Here is a 19,408-nt window from a genome sequence, read left to right on the forward strand (position 1 = left end):
AGAAAATGAAATCTAATCTCTTAATGAATTTTACTGTAGACAAAGAAACAAGTACGGTAAATGTAAAACGTGAGTTCAATGCATCTCTTGCCAATGTTTGGTCAGCATGGACAGAACCTGAAATTTTAGATCAATGGTGGGCACCTGCCCCATGGAAATCTAAAACAAAACGTATGGAATTTAAGGAAGGCGGACAAAGACTTTATGCCATGGTTGGTCCTGCTGGAGAAGAACATTGGGCTGTAGCCGATTTTACTTCTATAACTCCAAAGACTAATTTTAAATATCTGGATGCTTTTTCTGACAGCGAAGGAAATTTGAATGCAGCTTTTCCACGCTCTGACTGGAATGTGAGTTTTGCAGAACAAGGAGACAGCACTATTGTTGACATCGCTATTAAGCATGAAAATCTTTCTGATCTGGAAAAAATAATCAAAATGGGATTCAAAGAAGGCTTTACAATTGCCCTGGAAGGCTTGGATGCTGTTTTTACTTCAAATTCATCTAAAAATAAAAAAGATGCGTAAATTTCTTGTGTGTCCTTTTTGCATAAATTAAAACAATTTTTACGGTTTCCCGTAATGAAAACAAATTTTTACCTATTACTTTTGGGCTTTAAGCTATAATTACAATCCCAAATCTTAATGAAAAAACAAATTCTATTCCTTGTTCTTACCCTTGTTCTTAGTATAAATTCTTATTCGCAAATAACTTACGAAAATGGATATTTCATTGATCAAAATAATAAAAAAACAGATTGCCTAATTGAAAATTTAGACTGGAAAAACATACCAACTAGTTTCAAATACAAACTACCTGAAAGTCAAGACATCATTATTGCGGATATTAAGACTATAAAAGAATTTGCAATCTCAGGCGAAAGTAAATACATTAGAACTTCATTAAAAATAGACCGATCTTCAAAATTCATAGAAAATATGAGTACGGATAAAGATCCGGTTTTTAAGGAAGAGACTTTATTGCTAAAAGTACTTATTGAAGGAAAAGCATCTCTTTATATGTATGACGAAGGAAGCTTAACTCGTTTCTTTTATAAAGTTAATGATGCAGAAATAAAACAATTGGTCTACAAACCTTATCTTATAAACGGAAATTCTTCTATTGCCAAAAATAATTATTTCAGAGAACAACTTTTTATTGACCTGAAGTGCGATAATATACTTCAAAGAGATTATGAAAATTTGAGCTACGATCGCCGTGCCTTGCTCAAATTTTTTATAAAATATAATAAATGCAGTGATACAAATTTTACCGAATTTGAGAAAAAAGAAAAAAAAGATTTATTTAATTTAACAGTTAGACCAAGATTAAACAATAGTTCATTATCTATCAGCAATTCAAATACAGATCTTTATAATTTTGAATTTGATTCTAAATCAAGTTTAAGTTTGGGCGTTGAAGCAGAGTTTATTTTGCCATTCAATAGAAATAAATGGTCATTAATCGTAGAGCCTACTTATCAATTTTATAAAGCAGAAAAAACAAACGAAACTACTTCTTTAGTAGGTGGAGAAATTACCGCAAAAGTTGATTACAAGTCTGTTGAATTACCAATAGGTGTCAGACATTACTTTTTTCTAAAAAATGATTCTAAAATATTTATAAATGCATCTTATCTCATTGATTTTGGCTCAAATTCAAAAATCGAATTTTCGCGAAAAGATGGGTCGATAATAAATTCTCTTGATATTAAATCCGGTAGTACTTTCGCTTTAGGAATTGGAGGAAAACTCCACGACAAATACAGCATAGAATTCAGATACTTAATAAACAGAACTATTCTAAAAAATTATCTATTCCTGGATTCTTCTTATTCAACAGCATCCTTAATATTGGGATATTCCTTTTTTTAAAACATTTCATGCCTTTAAACTTCACAAATCCCTATCATTAATTAATGATAGGGATTTGTTTTATAACTTGTTTTAAAATTTCAATTTGATGTTTGTAAAAATTTAGAATGTCTTAAATTTGTATTTTAGTCCACGAATACTCTCATAAAAAGTTCAAAATTCTGAACGATTTAAATACCACCCAATGAACAAAATTATTTCCCTTGCCTTTTTCCTTTTCACCTCAACATTACTTTTTAGTCAAACTACCAAATCTAAATCTACAGATACCAGCAAACCTTTTGTTTTAGGCGTTATAGACGAAATACAATCGAAAGAACTGGGCGAAAAAAGAATCCTGAACATTTATCTTCCCGAAGGTTATAAAGCAGAACACACAACAAAATATCCTGTAATTTATTTATTGGATGGCTCGGCTGACGAAGACTTTATACATATTGCAGGATTAGTACAGTTCAATAGTTTTGAATGGATCAATCAGGTTCCAAAATCAATTGTTGTGGGAATTGCAACTGTAGACAGAAGAAGAGATTTTACTTATCCAACGAATATCGAAAAAGATAAAAAGCGTTTTGCTACTTCAGGACATTCGGATAAATTTATTGCTTTTATCGAAAAAGAATTACAGCCGTTTATTGACAAAAAATACAAAACAACCCATTCTAAAACTATTATTGGCCAATCATTAGGCGGATTATTAGAAACGGAAATTTTATTAAAGAAACCAACTCTTTTTAATAAATATGTTATTGTGAGTCCTAGTATCTGGTGGGATAATGGTTCTTTATTAAACCAGGAAAGCACAATTTTTCAGGAAAATTTTAATCAGCAAACTGATATTTATATCGCTGTTGGTAAAGAAGGACTTACACCAACAGAAATCCCGAGAGTGATGGAAGTAGATGCTAATCTACTGGCTGAAAAAATTAAAGCTACTAAAAGTAAAAACATAAAAGTGTACTTTGATTATTTCCCACAGGAGAATCATGCTACTATTTTGCATCCCGCTGCTTCAAATTCATTTAAATTCTTTTATCCGCAGACAAAAGAATAGAAACGAATATTTTGAAATGAAAACCAAATTTTACAGAAATGAAAAATACAGAAGAAAACAAATTAGACAATCCCGTTTGGTATTCCTTGTCTGAAAGTCATGCAACATTTGCAATTGATTATAATTCAACTAAATTTTACAGTCCTGATCATTGCCCGTTTGGAGGTTTTGTAAATCCGGAAAGCACTTTAGAAGCAGCTAATCAATATTCAGCACTGGCAGAAAGTTTCTTTATTGTTGGAGAAAAACCTAAAATCAGTGACTCTCTAAAAATTGCGAAAGAGTTAGTCTGTCTTCAAATGATTATTTACAACAAAATAGAGCTGCCCATAACTACTGAGATTGTAAAAATTACTGAAGAATACAATGACGAATTAGTTCAATTGGTTAACCTGGTTCAGCCAGGATATTTCAAAAATAAAACAGCTGAATTAGGCAATTATTATGGGATTTTCAAAGACAATCAATTAATAGCTATTACTGGTGAACGAATGAAAATGAACGACTTTACAGAAGTAAGCGCTATTATTACTTATCCTGACCACACCGGAAAAGGTTATGCAAAACAATTGATTGCACATGTTGTGAATAGAATTTTTAATGAGAATAAAACGCCTTACCTTCATGTAGTTGAAAGTAATATTGGAGCAATAGCTTTATACAAAAAACTAGGTTTTGTGACGAGAAGAAAAATGAGTTTTTGGAATATTTCTAAAAATCAGTAAATTTACTTTACAGTACTAATATCATTATCATTATGAAAAAAATATTTTTAATCTTCATTTGTTTAGTTGGTTTCTCTGTAAATGCTCAAACCTCTAAAGAACTTATTGGTAAATGGCAATTGGTAAAGTGGGTAAAGAAAGGCAAGGAAAAAGATATAAAAGACTATTATAAAACGGATCAGGTTTTCCAGGTTTTCAAAGAAAATGGAGATTTTGAAAGTATTGTTGGCGATGAATCACATAAAGCAAAATAGAAATTATCTAAAGATAATTCTGAGCTTACTATTACTCTGGCTATGATGCCCGTAAAGTTTTCAATAGACTATTTTTATGCCAACAAACGTATCATTACAACTCCGCAAATAGGAACTTTTGAATACAAAAAGGTTACGGAATAGCTTAAATGGTTTCGCATCTTATATTAAAGATGTAACTTTTTATTCTTATAAAAAATAAACCTCTCACTTAGCCCCGATGGAAACGACATCCTTTTTCTGGCTTCTTTAGACAGAAAAAGATATAGTGTACAACGAGACTGGAGGTTTTATGAAAATTGATTTTCTGCTACTGAGGGTTCAAAATCCAACAATTCAAAATCTGAAATCTATATTACCCCAACCAGCCATCACGATCCAGACTTCTATATTGAATGGCTTCGGCAATGTGTTGCGAAATTACAATTGCCGTGGCATCAAGATCTGCTATTGTTCTCGCCACTTTGAGGATTCTATCGTAGGCACGGGCAGAAAGATTCAATCGTTCCATAGCAGTTTTTAATAATTCTTTTGACTGGTCGTCAAGAGCACAATATTCCCGAATTAGTTTACTGCTCATTTGGGCATTATAATGTATGTTTTCCATTGCTTCGAATCGCTTGGTTTGATTTCGCGCGCTGCTGTAACCCGCTTTCTGATTTCGACACTGCTTTCGGATTTTCGATCATCGGCTAATTTTTCAAAAGGAACAGGAGTTACCTCTATATGAATATCGATTCTGTCTAATAAAGGTCCGGAAATCTTACTCAGATAACGCTGCATTTCGTGCGGAGATGAGGTATTTGGCATATTGGGATCATTAAAAAAACCACTGGGACTTGGGTTCATACTTGCTACCAACATAAACGAAGAAGGATAAGTCACGGTAAATTTAGCACGCGAAATTGTGACCTCACGATCTTCAAGTGGCTGGCGCATTACTTCTAAAACATCACGTTTGAATTCCGGTAATTCGTCTAAAAACAAAACACCATTGTGCGCCATCAAAATTTCGCCGGGCTGCGGATAACTTCCTCCACCAACAAGCGCTCCATTTGTTGCGTATGTAAAATGTGTGGTATATATTTGACCTATATAATTAAACAAAAGAAATGGGAAAAGTTGCAATATACGCTAGAGACATATTGTGCAATTTCTGGTGCTTTTATTTGATCAGAGGCAACTAAAATTCCCATTGCCAGAGGTAAATCGTAGGCAGAACCTTCTTTTCGCAAATCAGCCGGCGCCATATTGATTGTTATTTTTTTGCCGGGCAAACTATATCCGTTATTTTTAAGAGCAGCAGCAATTCTGTAACTGCTTTCTTTTATTGCATTGTCAGGCAATCCAACTAAGTGATAACCAATCCCTTTATCCATATGAACTTCTACTGTAATGGTAGTAGCTTCAACTCCAAAAACGGCACTTCCATAAACTTTTACTAACATAAGATCCTTTCATTAAATGTTTTTAAATCTAATGAAACTAATTTAATTTAACAATCAAATTATTACAAATAAATACTTTTAGAAATACATATTATAAGGCTTCAGTATTGAAAAAACCAAAAAGGCCTGTTTTAACTGCAATAAAACCATTATTTATGCCTATCTTGCGAAAATATCATCGATTTCTATCGATAATTTCGATTTCTTAATTCTAAGAATCTTACCTGCAATTGACTTTGCATCTTTTACATCTGCTGAAAATTTTCTATCAGCCTAAATAATCTAAAATTTAAAACATGGAATTTAAATTACTTAATCCAACTATTGGATACGACGCTATCTATACACCTGAAATAATTGCTGCTTTTTTACATACGCATTTAGAACAATATGGAGACACTACCCAAGACATACTAAAATCTATTGCTTATGCAATGAATCCTGACAAAGGCGGCAATATTGTCATTGGTCTGGACTACCAAAAAATTGTTGGAGTCGTAATTCTGAATAATACGGGAATGAAAGATTATATTCCGGAAAACATCCTGGTTTATATAGCTGTCGACAATGCTGAAAGAGGAAAAGGTTATGGAAAAAAACTTATGGAAAAAGCCATTTCTGTCGCCGAAGGAAACATTGCTCTTCACGTAGAACCGGACAATCCTGCTAAAAAGCTTTATGAAAAACTGGGTTTTACTAATAAGTATCTTGAAATGCGTCTGATTAAATAAACGCAAATTAATTAATTCAATAAAAAACAAAGCCTAATGGCATTTATAAAATTATATCGAAAAAAATTAAAAGAAAACTATACTTTTCTGAATTCACTTTTCGAATCAAAAAACATTCAATGGGGAGTTGTATCGAAACTTTTATGCGGTAACAAACTGTACTTAAAAGAAATTATCTCGCTGGGAGTCAAAGAAATTCATGATTCGCGTGTGAGTAATCTAAAAAAGATAAAATCGCTTGATCCCACTATTCAAACTGTCTATATAAAACCGCCTGCTAAGCGAAGTATTGTCAATATTGTAAAATATGCCGATGTCAGTTTTAATACTGAATTGTACACGATTCAAATGTTATCTGAAGAGGCAAAAAAGCAAAACAAGATCCATAAAATCATCATTATGATCGAAATGGGAGATTTACGTGAAGGCGTGATGGGCGAAGATTTAATCGAATTTTACGGCACTGTTATTAGTATGCCTAATATTGAGATTCGTGGAATTGGTACAAACTTAAATTGTTTAAGCGGGGTTATGCCAACACAGGATAAACTGATACAATTGAGCTTGTATAAACAACTTATCGAAGCTAAATTCAATATTACAATTCCGTGGGTTTCCGGCGGAACTTCTGTTGCAATCCCGTTACTTCTAAAAAATGCCCGACCAATGGCTGTAAACCACTTTAGAATTGGTGAAGCTTTATTTTTTGGAAAAGATTTGTTTACAGGAGAAACAATTAAAGGCATGCGCAATGACGTCTTTAAACTTTTTGCAGAAGTCATTGAAATAACCGAAAAACCGGATATCCCAATAGGAGAACTAGGCGAAAATGTAGCCGGAAATACTTTTTCTATGCAGGATACCGAGGATTTTAGCGGAACTTCTTTAAGAGCTATTCTAGATATTGGCTTACTCGACATGCAACCTCAATATTTAGAAGCTGTCGATGAAGAAATCACAATTGTAGATGCCAGCTCTGATATGTTGGTAATTGACATTACGAGTTCAACCCAAAAATACAAAGTGGGCGATTTAGTTTCTTTCAATATTAAATATATGGGCGCCTTGTATTTATTAAATTCGAATTATATCGAAAAAAATATAGAGTAGAAAATCAGTATTTTAAGTATAAAAATCTATTCATTTACGATTGCCCATATCTAATCATGAAAAAGGATAAATTTATAACGTTATTATTATAACTATTAAATCTATTTTTAATTCTAGTTTTATAAACTAATACGATGAATGAAGCGCAAATAAAATCAGCACTTGCAAAAAAAGCAACTCAATTTACAACAGGAGGTCTTAAACCAACAAATTCATTTACTGAAAGTTGGATTGGAAGAGTCTATTTATATCACGAAAATGAAGAAATTCCTTTGGATAATGATGGTGAATTGATGCTTCCTCTGTTTCAATTGTGTCTTAATCAATTACCTTTTGTGCCTGAAATTTTAGAACAATCTAAGATTATTACCGTTTTTATTTCTAAAAAATTCCCGATGGACTTAACGCCTAATGAAAATAATTGGGTTCTGCGTGAATATAAAAACTTAGATAATATTGTAATTAAGGATTTAAAAAATGATGCTTCATTTATAAAACCTTTTCCGTTATCCAATACACTAATTGAAAAAGATTATCCGGTTTGGGAAGACCCTGAAATACCAAATGATATATCCAATAATATTAATCAACTTGAGGATTCAGGAATTATTGATTCTTATTACGATATTATCGAAAACAATTATGGTCACAAAATTGGTGGCTATGCAACATATTGCCAATCCGGAATTGATTTTGGAGATGATTTTGAATTTGTTTTTCAGATTGCTTCTGATGAAAAAGCGAATTTAAATATCGTTGACGGTGGAAATATTTATTTAGCAAAAAACAGAACGACTGAAGATTGGGTTTATTATTGTGATTTTTATTAAAATCTAAATCGGATTAAGAAAAACTTAATCCAATTTGTTTTTTTATATCCTCCACCATCTTACTCAAATCCAAACTATTTTGCTGCGACCAAAACTCACTTTCGATTTGACTGTTTCTAATACAATGATGACATTCTAGAATTTCGTACGTATATCCTTTTCCTAGATTAGGCAAACTGTAATTGGTTTCCTTTTGGTCTCTAAATACAGAATATCCGTCAGCTACAAACCACGGAGAATTAAGTTTAATATAGCCTTCTGTTCCACTTATTGTTGCTTTCATATCAGATTCTGAAATTATAGAAGCCTGCAAAACGGCCTGAGCATTTTCATATTGCAAAATCATTGAAGTCTGAAGATCGATTCCGTTTTTATGAAGAATAGATTTTGCAATTATTTCTTTAGGAATTCCCAGAAATATATAGGCGAGAAATAAAGGATAAACGCCAATATCAAAAAGTGCTCCTCCGCCAAGATCCTTATCAAAAAGTCTTCCTCCATTCTTTTCATCAGCATAAAAAGCAAAGTCAGCATTCACGCTTTTTATATCACCAATTATTCCTTCATTTACTTTTGTTAGAACTTCCTGAACCGACGGAATAAAGCGGGTCCAGAAAGCTTCCATAAAAAATTTATTGTACTTTACTGAAGCTTCAGTCATTCGAATGGCATCTTTATAAGACAATGCAATTGGTTTTTCGCATAAGACATGTTTACCATTTTCTAATGCCTTGATCGATAATTCGGCATGCGAATTATGCGGCGTTGCGATGTAAATAATATCAATCTCATCATCCTTACAAAGTGCCTCATAAGAATCATAAACTTTTGGGCAATTGTACTTTTCAGCAAAGTCAATCGCATTATCTCTATTTCTGGAAGCAACCGCAAATAGCGTTGCATCGTTTAGTAGTAATAAATCTGCAGCAAATTGATTTGCAATATTTCCTAAGCCAATAACTCCCCATTTTATTTTATTGTTATTTTTCATACGTTTCTATAAACGCTACTTATCAGGCGTTTAATTAAATTATTATCTAAATAAAGAAAAAACATTTAAAAAAATCAATTTTAAACAACATATATTTCATATTTTTAGCAACAAAATTGCAGATACACTATGAAAAAAGCCCTACTCCTACTCTTTTTGAGCGTTTTTTTAACAAAAACGTATGCTCAAGACTATTTCCCTGTTAATGAAAGTGTGCAGAATAAAAACAAAAATTATACTGTTTTTATGAATGCCACTATTTATGTTACTCCAACCCAAAAAATCGAAAAAGGAACTTTACTGATTCAGGATGGTAAAGTCGTTTCGGTTGGTAATACTGTGGCTATTCCTAAAAATAGCATTATTATCGATCTTGAAGGAAAAACAATCTATCCTTCATTTATTGATATTTATACTAGTTTTGGAGTTGAAAAACCAAAAAGTAACCTCTCTCGCGGGCGTGATCGTAACCCATTATACGATACGAAAAGAGTGGGATATTACTGGAACGAAAGTGTGAAACCGGAAGTAAACACTTATGAGACTTTTAAATACGATCAACCTAAAGCCGAAGAATTGCTAAAAGCAGGTTTTGGTGTTGTAGGTACTCATATTCCTGACGGAATTGCACAGGGAACCGGAATTTTAGTCGCATTAAACAATACTGAAAACAGTAAACAAATTATTGCCAATAAAATCACCAACCACTTTGCATTTACAAAAAGCGCCTTGACAAAACAGGCTTATCCAAGCTCATTAATGGGTATGATGGCATTGTTACGCCAAATGTATCTGGATCTGGATTGGTACAAAAAAGGAAATTCTGAAACTAAAGATTTATCATTAGAAGCACTGGCAAACAATGAAAAACTAATTCAGATTTTTGCCTCCGAAGACAAACTGAATAGTTTAAGAGCTGCAAAAATCGCCAAAGAATTTGGCTTGAACTATATTCTGAAAGGCAGTGGAAATGAGTTTGAAAGAATCGAAGAGATTAAAAGTACAAATGCTAAATATATTATTCCGATCAGTTTCCCGGAAGCATACGATGTCTCAAATCCGTATTTATCAAACCAGATCGAATTGACTGATATGCGTTTCTGGAATCAGGCACCTACCAACTTAAAAGTGCTATCAGAGAACGGAATTGTTTTTGCCCTGACAACGGACAAGTTAAAAAAGACAGAAGATTTTAAACCTAACTTACTGAAAGCCATTAAATATGGTTTTAACAAAACAAAAGCTCTAGAAGCTTTGACTACAATTCCGGCAGCGATTCTAGGGAAAAGCAACGAAATTGGAAGTTTAAAAACGGGCAGTTATGCCAATTTTGTCATTACTTCAGGAGAAATCTTCGATGAGAAAACAGTTTTATACGAAAACTGGGTTCAGGGAAGCAAATATGTGGTGAACGATATTAATGCAAAAGATATTCGTGGAAACTATAACTTAACTGTTGGAAAAGACACTTATAAATGGAAAATTGACGGAACTGTCGATGCACCAAAATCTGAAATTACTACTGCTGATGCCAAAAAATTAAAAACTACTTTTTCAGTTTCTAAAAATTGGATTTCACTCTTGATTAAACCTGCAGATACTATTAAATCTAATTATAGCCGTTTAACAGGATTTATCGAAAAACCGGAAAGTTTATCCGGAAAAGCAGTATTATCAAACGGAGATGAATTGGTTTGGACAGCTTTGAAAACCAGTGCATTTGTTGCTGTTAAAGATACTGTCAAAGCAGATAAACCAAATCCTGTTATTCCTACAACATACCCTAACATTGCTTTTGGTGATACTAAAAAATTGACGGCTCAGACTTTACTATTCAAAAATGCTACGGTTTGGACAAATGAAAAAGAAGGTGTTTTGACTGAAACAGATGTTTTAATTAAAAACGGAAAAATTGCTGCCGTTGGTAAAAACCTTTCGGATGCAACTGCTACTGTTATTGATGCAAAAGGCAAACATATCACAAGCGGAATTATTGATGAACATTCCCATATCGCTATATCAAAAGGGGTTAATGAAATGGGACATAACTCAACTGCCGAAGTTACCATTCAGGATGTAGTAAACTCTGAAGACATTAATATCTACAGAGATCTTGCCGGTGGTGTAACCATTTCTCAGTTATTACACGGATCTGCCAACCCTATTGGTGGCCGTTCTGCGATTGTAAAATGGAAATGGGGTTCGTCTCCAGACGAAATGTTATACAAAAACCAACCTAAGTTTATCAAATTTGCTTTAGGAGAAAATGTAAAACAAGCCAATTGGGGAATTGATAATCCTACTCGTTTTCCGCAAACCAGAATGGGAGTTGAACAAGTTTTTACCGATTATTTTCAGCGTGCAAAAGAGTATGATGAAAGCTGGAAAAAATTCAATGCAAATTCAAAAAAAGGAAAAGCGCCAAGAGTTGACTTAGAATTACAAACTATTGCTGAAATTATCAATAAAGAGCGTTTTATTACCTGCCACTCTTATGTAGAATCAGAGATTTTGATGTTGATGAATGTTACTGAAAAATTTAATTTTAGAGTAAACACTTTCACCCACATTCTTGAAGGTTATAAGGTTGCTGACAAAATGAAAGAACACGGAGCTGGTGCTTCGACCTTCTCTGATTGGTGGGCTTATAAGTTTGAAGTAAATGACGCAATCCCGTTCAACGGACCAATCATGCACAACGAAGGATTAATAGTTGCCTATAATTCTGATGATGCAGAAATGTCAAGAAGATTGAATCAGGAAGCTGCAAAAGCGGTCAAATACGGAAATATTTCTGAAGAAGATGCCTGGAAATTTGTAACCCTGAATCCTGCTAAATTATTGCATATTGATGATAAAGTAGGAAGTCTTAAAGTGGGCAAAGATGCTGACGTTGTCCTATGGAGCGATAATCCTTTGTCTATTTATGCTAAAGCCGAAAAAACAATTATTGATGGTGTGGTTTATTTTGACATTGAAAAAGATGCTGAAAAACAATTGTCTATTTCTAAAGAAAGAAGTGTACTAATTGGACAAATGTTGCAGGAAAAAAACAAGGGAATGAGCATGCAACAGCCTACCAGAAAAGAGAAAACAGAATACCACTGTGATACTTTAGAACAATAATAACGGCTTTAGAAAATTCGTAAAGATAAAAACAGATAATATGATACATAAAAACATATATATAATGTTGATCGCTTTTTGTGCTTCGCTGCAAATAAAAGCGCAACAAATACCGGCACCAAAACAAACCAAATCCATTTTGATTTTAAATGCCACAGCCCATTTAGGCAACGGAACGGTGATTCAGAATAGTGCGATTGGTTTTAAAGACGGAAAAATTACTCTGGTAGCTGATGCAACAACAATCAGACTTGCCGCCAATGCATATGATACGACTATAGATGCCAGCGGAAAACACGTTTATCCCGGATTTATTGTTCCTAACGCAACATTAGGTCTGGTAGAAATTGATGCTGTAAAATCATCAAATGACGAGGAAGAAATAGGAAGTTTTAATCCGAATGTAAGAAGTATTATTGCATACAATTCTGAATCGAAAGTAGTAGAAACAGTTCGTCCAAATGGTGTTTTAATTGCTCAGATAACACCTCGTGGTGGTCGCATCTCAGGAACATCCTCAGTGGTTCAGCTCGATGCCTGGAGTTGGGAAGATGCCATTATAAAAGAGAATGACGGAATTCATCTTAATTTTCCATCTAATTTTAAAAGATCGGGATCCTGGTTTGAACCTGGAATAATTGAAGCTAATAAAGAATATCCTAAACAAGTTGAGGAAATAACTGCTTTTTTAGTCAATGCAAAGGCTTACAACCAAACTGCTTCAAAAGACAGAAACATTGTCCTGGAAGCTACAAAAGGACTTTTTGATGGTACCCAAACGCTTTATGTACACGCAGATGAGGAAAAACAAATTGTAGACGCCATACAATTAGCAGTTGATAACCAGATCAAAAAGATTGTGATTGTAGGAGGATTTGAAGCTTATAAATCAGCTGATGTTTTGCAAAAATACAATGTGGGTGTTTTACTAAGACGTGTTCATGATATGCCAACCAGTGATGACGAAGATGTAAACCTGCCTTATAAAATGGCAAAAATACTTACTGATAAAGGTATTGTGGTTGGTCTTGAAAACAGTGGGGATCACGAACGTATGAGTGTAAGAAACCTGCCTTTTTTAGCAGGAACTTGTGCCGCTTTTGGCTTAGACAAAGAAAAAGCTTTACAGCTTATTACTTCTAATACAGCAAAATTGCTAGGAATAGATGCGACCTGCGGTACATTAGAAACCGGTAAAGATGCCACACTCTTTATCTCTGAAGGTGATGCGCTGGATATGCGAACAAACAAATTAACATCAGCTTTTATTCAGGGAAGAACAATTAATTTAGAGACTTTCCAAACCAAGCTGAGCGATAAATTCAAAGCAAAATACAATCAGAAATAGTTAAAAACTCTTTTTATAAAAAAGGCATCATTTGAGAAATCATCTGATGCCTTTTTTATTTAAAATTGGTAACGTTTTATTCTTTTAAGCAACAATTCAACCATAATTACTCTTAAAACATAAAATATTATCTCTGCTTTTTGTTAACACAGCTCCAAAAAGGCAAATATTTCGAATTTTAGATTGACAAATTACAAATTTTAAGTTCTTTTTAACAAATACACGCAAAATACAGGGGGTTAAATTTTAAAATTAACAAAAATTAAGCATTAGCCCCTATTTTTTATAGGGATGTCGATTGATTTTATACTTTTATAAAAAATTTAAAACTAAATAACTATGCGAAAAATTATTTTAAGTGTGATTCTTATCACTATTTTGGTACTAACCTTTATATCGAATTTTATCTTAACAGATAACCCTATTCCGGCAGAAGCTGTTAAGTTTGATACAGGAGATACAGCTTGGATGATCGTAGCAACTGCATTTGTATTGCTTATGACACCAGGACTAGGATTTTTCTACGGAGGAATGGTAGGTAAGAAAAATGTTATCAGTACTATGCTGCAAAGTTTTATGGCAATGGTAATTGTAACTATTTTATGGGTTGTTGTTGCTTTTGGATTAGCATTTGGCCCTACTATTGGAGGCATCATTGGAGATCCAACTTCTAACTTGTTTTTTCAGGGTGTTGGTACTAATACCGCATGGAGTCTTGCCCCAACTATTCCGTTTATGTTATTCGCATTATTTCAGGCTAAGTTTGCCATCATTACACCTGCATTAATCACTGGTGCATTTGCAGAGCGTGTACGTTTCTGGGCTTATTTATTATTCATGGTTTTATTTATCTTACTTATATATGCTCCTTTGGCACACATGACGTGGCATCCTGATGGAGTTTTCTTTAAAATGGGAGTATTAGACTTCGCCGGAGGAACTGTGGTACACATGAGTGCTGGTTGGGCTGCGTTAGCCGGAGCGATCTTCTTAGGAAAAAGAAAAATCCAGAAAGTGAATCCTGCCAGAATTACTTATGTATTACTAGGTACAGGTTTACTATGGTTTGGATGGTTTGGTTTCAATGCAGGTTCTGCACTTGGAGCAAACGGATTAGCCGTTCAGGCTTTAGGAACTACAACTGTTGCTGCTGCCGCTGCTGCAATGGCATGGGTTTTCCTTGATAAAATAATTGGACACAAATTATCTGCACTTGGTGCATGTATCGGAGCTGTGGTAGGCCTTGTTGCTATTACACCTGCCGCAGGCTTCGTTAGCATTCCGCATGCAATATTTATAGGCGCTTTTTCTGCCATCGTAAGTAATCTTGTAGTGAGCAAATTCCCTAAAGGAAAAATCGATGATGCTCTTGATGTTTTTGCCTGTCACGGTGTTGGTGGTATGGTAGGAATGTTATTAACTGGTGTTTTTGCTTCTAAAGCAATCAACCCGGCTGTTGGAGATAATCAAGGTTTGATTTTCGGAAGTCCAACTTTATTCATCAACCAATTAACTGCCATGATCATCGTTTCTATCTTCGCTTTTGTAGGTTCATATATCCTATTCTTCGTTGTAAATAAAATTACACCACTAAGAGTTACTGAAGAAAAAGAAGAATTAGGTCTTGACATTTCTCAACACGGAGAATTTTTATAAAAAAACAAACCAAAACCAAATAAACCAAAATTAAAAAAGCACTCTGAGTCTGACTTAGAGTGCTTTTTGCTTTGAAGATTTTAAGAGGGAAGAGAATATAGAGTAAAGAGTCAAGAACAAAGAGTCAAGAGAGTAGATTTAGACGAAAGATTTTTTCTAAATTTTAGGCTGTGGGTAAACCAAATAAAAAAGCACTTTAAGTTATTACCTAAAGTGCTTTTTACTTTGAATTAATTTCAACCTTATTATTGTAATTTGAGAATGCAAATTCTAAATTTATTCTCTATATTTTCTTGTTAGATTGCCCTTATTCTATTCTATCAATTCGACAATCTCTCTCATCTATAATTTTTATTCTATTCTCTTTATTCTCTACTTAAAATTCCCAATTCCTTCTTTTAGCCAATGTAAGTATTCTTCAGCATTTACATAACTAATAGTAGGTTTTGAACTGTTTAAATTATTTCCTTCTAAATCTGTTATGATATACAAAGGCTGTGTATTGGTTTTATATTTTGAAATCATAAAATCAGTCCATTTATCACCAACCGTTATGATTTTATCTCCTGCAGCTGTTACAAATTGTTGCTCTTCTGGCAACTCACGTTTATCATCTACATAAAGAGAAATCAGAACAACATCATTTTTTAAGATTGGCAATATCATTGGTTCAGACCAAACGTTGTTTTCCATTTTTCTGCAATTCACACAAGCATAACCTGTAAAATCAAGCATAATTGGTTTGTTGATTGATTTTGCATAGGCAACACCATCTTCGTAATCATGAAAAACCATAATACCATGAGGACCTAGTTCTGCTCCGTCAGGAAAACCTTTTATAGATTCTGCACTAACATTTGAATTAGACGAACCTCCTACTCCAAACGGGCTTTCGCTATATTGTGGCGGTGGCGGAAAAGCACTAATTAACTTCAATGGTGCTCCCCAAAGTCCCGGAATTAAATATACTGTAAACACAAGAGTAAGTAATCCTAAATACAATCTGCCTACAGAAATATGCTGTAACGGACTATCATGCGGCAATGAAATTTTCCCGAATAAGTACAACGTCAATGCTCCAAAAATGGCGATCCAGATTGCTAGGAAAACTTCTCTCTCTAATAAATGCAATTGTAAAACTAAATCAGCATTTGATAAAAATTTAAATGCTAAAGCCAATTCCAGGAACCCTAAAACTACTTTGACAGTATTCAGCCATCCTCCTGATTTTGGCAGCGAATTCAACCAGCCCGGAAACATAGCAAACAACATAAAAGGCAATGCTAATGCTAACGAAAATCCTAACATTCCAACAACCGGAGCAATTCCACCGTTTGAAGCAGCTTCAACCAATAAAGTCCCAACGATTGGTCCTGTACAAGAGAATGACACAATTGCCAAAGCCAAAGCCATGAACAATATTCCGATTATTCCGCCTCTGTCAGCTTGCTGATCTACTTTATTTCCCCATGAATTTGGAAGCATAATTTCGAAGGCACCCAAAAATGAAGTTGCAAAAATGATCAATATCACAAAGAAGATCAAGTTAAACCAAACATCTGTAGACAACGCATTCAATGCATCTGCACCAAATATTTTAGTAACAACTAATCCTAAAATAACATAAATAGCAATAATAGAGAAACCGTAAATTACAGCATTACGAATTCCTTTTGCCCTGCTTTTACTTTGTTTCGTGAAGAAACTTACCGTCATTGGGATCATCGGGAAAACGCAAGGTGTTAACAACGCTGCAAATCCTGAAATAAAAGCGATAAAAAAGATCGTCCATAAACTTCTTGCAGGAGCCTGCTCAGGCATATCTTCTTTTGCAGGAGTTTCAGTAACTGCTGCTTTTCCTGTTTCAGTTTTAGCATTATTTACGACAGTTTTTGCTGTATCCACAACTAAAGCCGGAACTTTTGTTTCGTCTAATTTCGATTCAGTTACGGCAGCAACCGCATCCATTTTAAAAGTTGATGGAATAGCAAGTGAGAACTTTTTATTTGAATTGATACAAACTTCTTTACAAACCTGAAAATCAAATTCAACATCAACCGTTTTTAAATTAGGATTGATAATAGTAATTTCCTGTTCGATATGTGCCTTACCTTCAAAAAAAGTTTCATTAACCCCAAAAACATCATTAAAAGCGGTTCTTGTTTTTCTTTCTTTAGCTTTTCCAACTAAATTATAATTTCCTTTTTGATTTTGAAATGTAATTTCTAACGCAAGCGGTCCACCATCAGGTGTAAATTGCGAATACATATGCCAGTCTTTTTCAATCGTTCCGTCGAAAATTAAAACAGCATTATTACCTGCTTTCTTTTCAATTTTTGAAGTCCATTTTACCGGCTCCAGGATTTGAGCATTACCTTTTGAAAAAGCGAACAAAAAAAACAAGAAAAACACAATAGTTTTATTCCAGATATTTTTTGACATTATTGCTTGATGATGTTGATTAAAGTTCATGATTCTAATTCTATTTTAAGTATTCGATTTGTGGCATTTTCAATTCTAAAACGATCGTCCTGTCTGATTCCAATAACCCATACAATCTGATTATCAGAACACAGAATCCATATTTTTTCTTTTTCGATCAGGGATAATTTTTCATCTTTAAAAAGTTTACTCACTTTTTTAGACTTCCCCTCCATTCCAAAAGGATAAAAAACATCCCCCTCCTTCCATTTACGTAAAATCAAGGGAAATTGGATTTTTTCAGCGTCGACAAATATAGCTTTATTTGCATCTATTGCTATGTGACTTACGTTACAAAGCTTTAATTTTAAGGGAAAATTAACTTCTTTATCGTTTGCAGTAATTTCAAATTCTTCCTTTTCTGACATTTCAGAAATTGGGCTTAAAATCAAAGTATTTCTATTTTTTAATAAGCGAAATTCAGATGAAAGCACTTGTTTACCTGATTGTCCGTCGACCAAATCATAAATATCGTTCCATGCCAAAAAACCAAATTCATTCAGCCATTGGTACAAATACGATTTATAATTGGGTAATTTTTTAAGCTGCTTCAAGTCGAAATGAATATCATCCCCTTCTTCTTTAGCTACTTGCTGGTAAATCATAATCGAAGCATCTTCGACCATTACCTGCGATTCCTGCAAATACGATTGTGTTTTCTGAAAAGCATTCAAAAAGTTAGGATTGATTTCTTTCAGCATTGGAACCAAATCATGACGAATCTTATTTCTAAGATATTTATTCGACGCATTACTGCTGTCTTCTCGCCACTCAATACCATTCTCTTCAGCATATTTCAGGATTTCATCTCTGGAAAATGGCAATAACGGACGAATAATCCGATCGTTCTCTTCCGGAATCCCTATCAATCCTTCCAATCCTGTTCCACGGGTTAAGTTAATGATAAAAGTTTCGAGATTATCGTCAGCATGATGTGCAGTTAAGATATAATCGAAATTTTCGGTTTCTAAAAGTTCATAAAACCAACTATAACGTAATTCACGTGCTGCAACTTGTGTCGACAATTTATAATCTTTCGCAAAAGCTTCAGTATCAAATTGAGTAATAAATACAGAAATATTATTCTGATCACAATAATCCTGAATAAAACTTTGATCACCAAAACTTTCTAATCCGCGCAGTTGAAAATTGCAATGCAAGACGGCAATTTCATACGGCAATTGCTTTATTAAATGCAATAGGACCATACTGTCTAAACCTCCGCTAACGGCCAGAAATAGTTTTTTATCTTCCAAAAATGGAAACCTTGAAACGATATGATTTTGAAATTTTGAAAACATTTGATAAATGTAAAAAATTAAATTCGTTCTATTTTTAAATGAAATGTTAAGCGTGTATTTTTTGCCACTAATTTTACTATTGCTCTATTTTTTTTGCCATGAATTGCACGAATTATTTTTTAACGCAGATTAAAAAAGATTTCAGCAGATTCACGCAAATCAGTTTTAATAAAAATCTTTTCAAATCTGCTTAAATCTGCAGAATCTGCGTGAAACAAAATCATTATAATCCTTTAATCTGTGGCTGTACTTTTTCGCCACGAATTGCACGAATTAGCACGAATTATTTTTTAATGCAGATTTAAAAAAGATTTCAGCAGATTAATGCAAATCAATTTTAATAAAAATCATTTTAATCCTTTAATCTGGGGCTATATTTTTTGCCACGAATTGCACGAATTAGCACGAATTATTTTTTAATACAGATTAAAAAAAAATCAGCAGATTCACGCAATTAATTTTAATAAAAATCTTTTCAA

Annotated in this window: 14 protein-coding genes and 1 pseudogene; 11 read left to right on the forward strand and 4 right to left on the reverse strand. The window is 33.6% G+C overall.

Annotation, left to right across the window (positions count from 1 at the left end; all coding sequences use genetic code 11):
• The first annotated feature begins 5 nt into the window (after positions 1-5).
• The 5 genes from NJT12_RS08570 to NJT12_RS08590 all read left to right on the forward strand — a co-directional run bounded on the left by NJT12_RS08570 (position 6) and on the right by NJT12_RS08590 (position 3,907).
• Positions 6-527, forward strand: coding sequence for an SRPBCC family protein (locus NJT12_RS08570; RefSeq protein WP_271335468.1), 522 nt, complete (start codon positions 6-8; stop codon positions 525-527).
• 117 nt (positions 528-644) lie between these two features.
• The gene (locus tag NJT12_RS08575; protein ID WP_271335469.1) at positions 645-1,874 is read left to right on the forward strand and encodes a porin family protein; all 1,230 of its coding nucleotides are present in this window, start codon (positions 645-647) and stop codon (positions 1,872-1,874) included.
• A gap of 184 nt (positions 1,875-2,058) precedes the next feature.
• The gene (locus tag NJT12_RS08580) at positions 2,059-2,928 is read left to right on the forward strand and encodes an alpha/beta hydrolase (protein WP_271335470.1); all 870 of its coding nucleotides are present in this window, start codon (positions 2,059-2,061) and stop codon (positions 2,926-2,928) included.
• A 38-nt stretch (positions 2,929-2,966) separates the two neighbouring features.
• A complete protein-coding gene (locus tag NJT12_RS08585; protein WP_271335471.1) occupies positions 2,967-3,653 on the forward strand; it encodes a GNAT family N-acetyltransferase in 687 nt (228 codons plus the stop codon).
• A 32-nt stretch (positions 3,654-3,685) separates the two neighbouring features.
• Positions 3,686-3,907 carry a hypothetical protein gene (locus tag NJT12_RS08590; protein WP_271335472.1) on the forward strand — a complete coding sequence of 74 codons (222 nt, stop codon included), beginning with the start codon at positions 3,686-3,688 and terminating at the stop codon, positions 3,905-3,907.
• Positions 3,908-4,262: 355 nt separating this feature from the next.
• On the opposite strand, the pseudogene NJT12_RS08595 reads toward NJT12_RS08590, so the two are convergent.
• Positions 4,263-5,355 (reverse strand): annotated as a pseudogene (locus NJT12_RS08595) (YifB family Mg chelatase-like AAA ATPase).
• Positions 5,356-5,651: 296 nt separating this feature from the next.
• Between NJT12_RS08595 and NJT12_RS08600 the strand changes: the two are divergent.
• The 3 genes from NJT12_RS08600 to NJT12_RS08610 all read left to right on the forward strand — a co-directional run bounded on the left by NJT12_RS08600 (position 5,652) and on the right by NJT12_RS08610 (position 8,026).
• Positions 5,652-6,086, forward strand: a complete 435-nt coding sequence (locus NJT12_RS08600; protein WP_271335473.1) for a GNAT family N-acetyltransferase — start codon at positions 5,652-5,654, stop codon at positions 6,084-6,086.
• 36 nt (positions 6,087-6,122) lie between these two features.
• On the forward strand, positions 6,123-7,196 hold the full coding sequence (locus NJT12_RS08605; protein WP_271335474.1) for an alanine/ornithine racemase family PLP-dependent enzyme: 1,074 nt from the start codon (positions 6,123-6,125) through the stop codon (positions 7,194-7,196).
• Positions 7,197-7,330: 134 nt separating this feature from the next.
• Positions 7,331-8,026 (forward strand): DUF1963 domain-containing protein, encoded by a 696-nt coding sequence (locus NJT12_RS08610; protein WP_271335475.1) that lies wholly within the window; start codon positions 7,331-7,333, stop codon positions 8,024-8,026.
• A 13-nt stretch (positions 8,027-8,039) separates the two neighbouring features.
• Here the strand turns inward: NJT12_RS08610 and NJT12_RS08615 are convergent, their stop codons facing one another.
• Positions 8,040-9,017 carry a Gfo/Idh/MocA family protein gene (locus NJT12_RS08615; protein WP_271335476.1) on the reverse strand — a complete coding sequence of 326 codons (978 nt, stop codon included), beginning with the start codon at positions 9,015-9,017 and terminating at the stop codon, positions 8,040-8,042.
• Between the two features lie 129 nt (positions 9,018-9,146).
• Here NJT12_RS08615 and NJT12_RS08620 point away from each other — a divergent pair, with 129 nt between their 5' ends.
• From NJT12_RS08620 to NJT12_RS08630, 3 genes are all read left to right on the forward strand, one after another.
• Positions 9,147-12,143, forward strand: a complete 2,997-nt coding sequence (locus tag NJT12_RS08620; RefSeq protein WP_271335477.1) for an amidohydrolase family protein — start codon at positions 9,147-9,149, stop codon at positions 12,141-12,143.
• A gap of 40 nt (positions 12,144-12,183) precedes the next feature.
• A complete protein-coding gene (locus NJT12_RS08625) occupies positions 12,184-13,491 on the forward strand; it encodes an amidohydrolase family protein (RefSeq protein WP_271335478.1) in 1,308 nt (435 codons plus the stop codon).
• Positions 13,492-13,830: 339 nt separating this feature from the next.
• Positions 13,831-15,147, forward strand: coding sequence for an ammonium transporter (locus NJT12_RS08630; protein WP_271335479.1), 1,317 nt, complete (start codon positions 13,831-13,833; stop codon positions 15,145-15,147).
• A gap of 372 nt (positions 15,148-15,519) precedes the next feature.
• Here NJT12_RS08630 and NJT12_RS08635 read toward each other — a convergent pair whose 3' ends face one another.
• Positions 15,520-17,619, reverse strand: coding sequence for a protein-disulfide reductase DsbD family protein (locus NJT12_RS08635; protein ID WP_271335480.1), 2,100 nt, complete (start codon positions 17,617-17,619; stop codon positions 15,520-15,522).
• Complete coding sequence (gene tilS / locus NJT12_RS08640; RefSeq protein ID WP_271335482.1) at positions 17,616-18,929, reverse strand: tRNA lysidine(34) synthetase TilS; 1,314 nt, start codon at positions 18,927-18,929, stop codon at positions 17,616-17,618. Before tilS ends, NJT12_RS08635 begins: the two co-directional genes overlap by 4 nt.
• Positions 18,930-19,408: the final 479 nt, after the last annotated feature.

Source organism: Flavobacterium azizsancarii, assembly GCF_027980145.1.
In the GTDB taxonomy this organism is placed as follows: Bacteria; Bacteroidota; Bacteroidia; order Flavobacteriales; family Flavobacteriaceae; genus Flavobacterium; species Flavobacterium azizsancarii.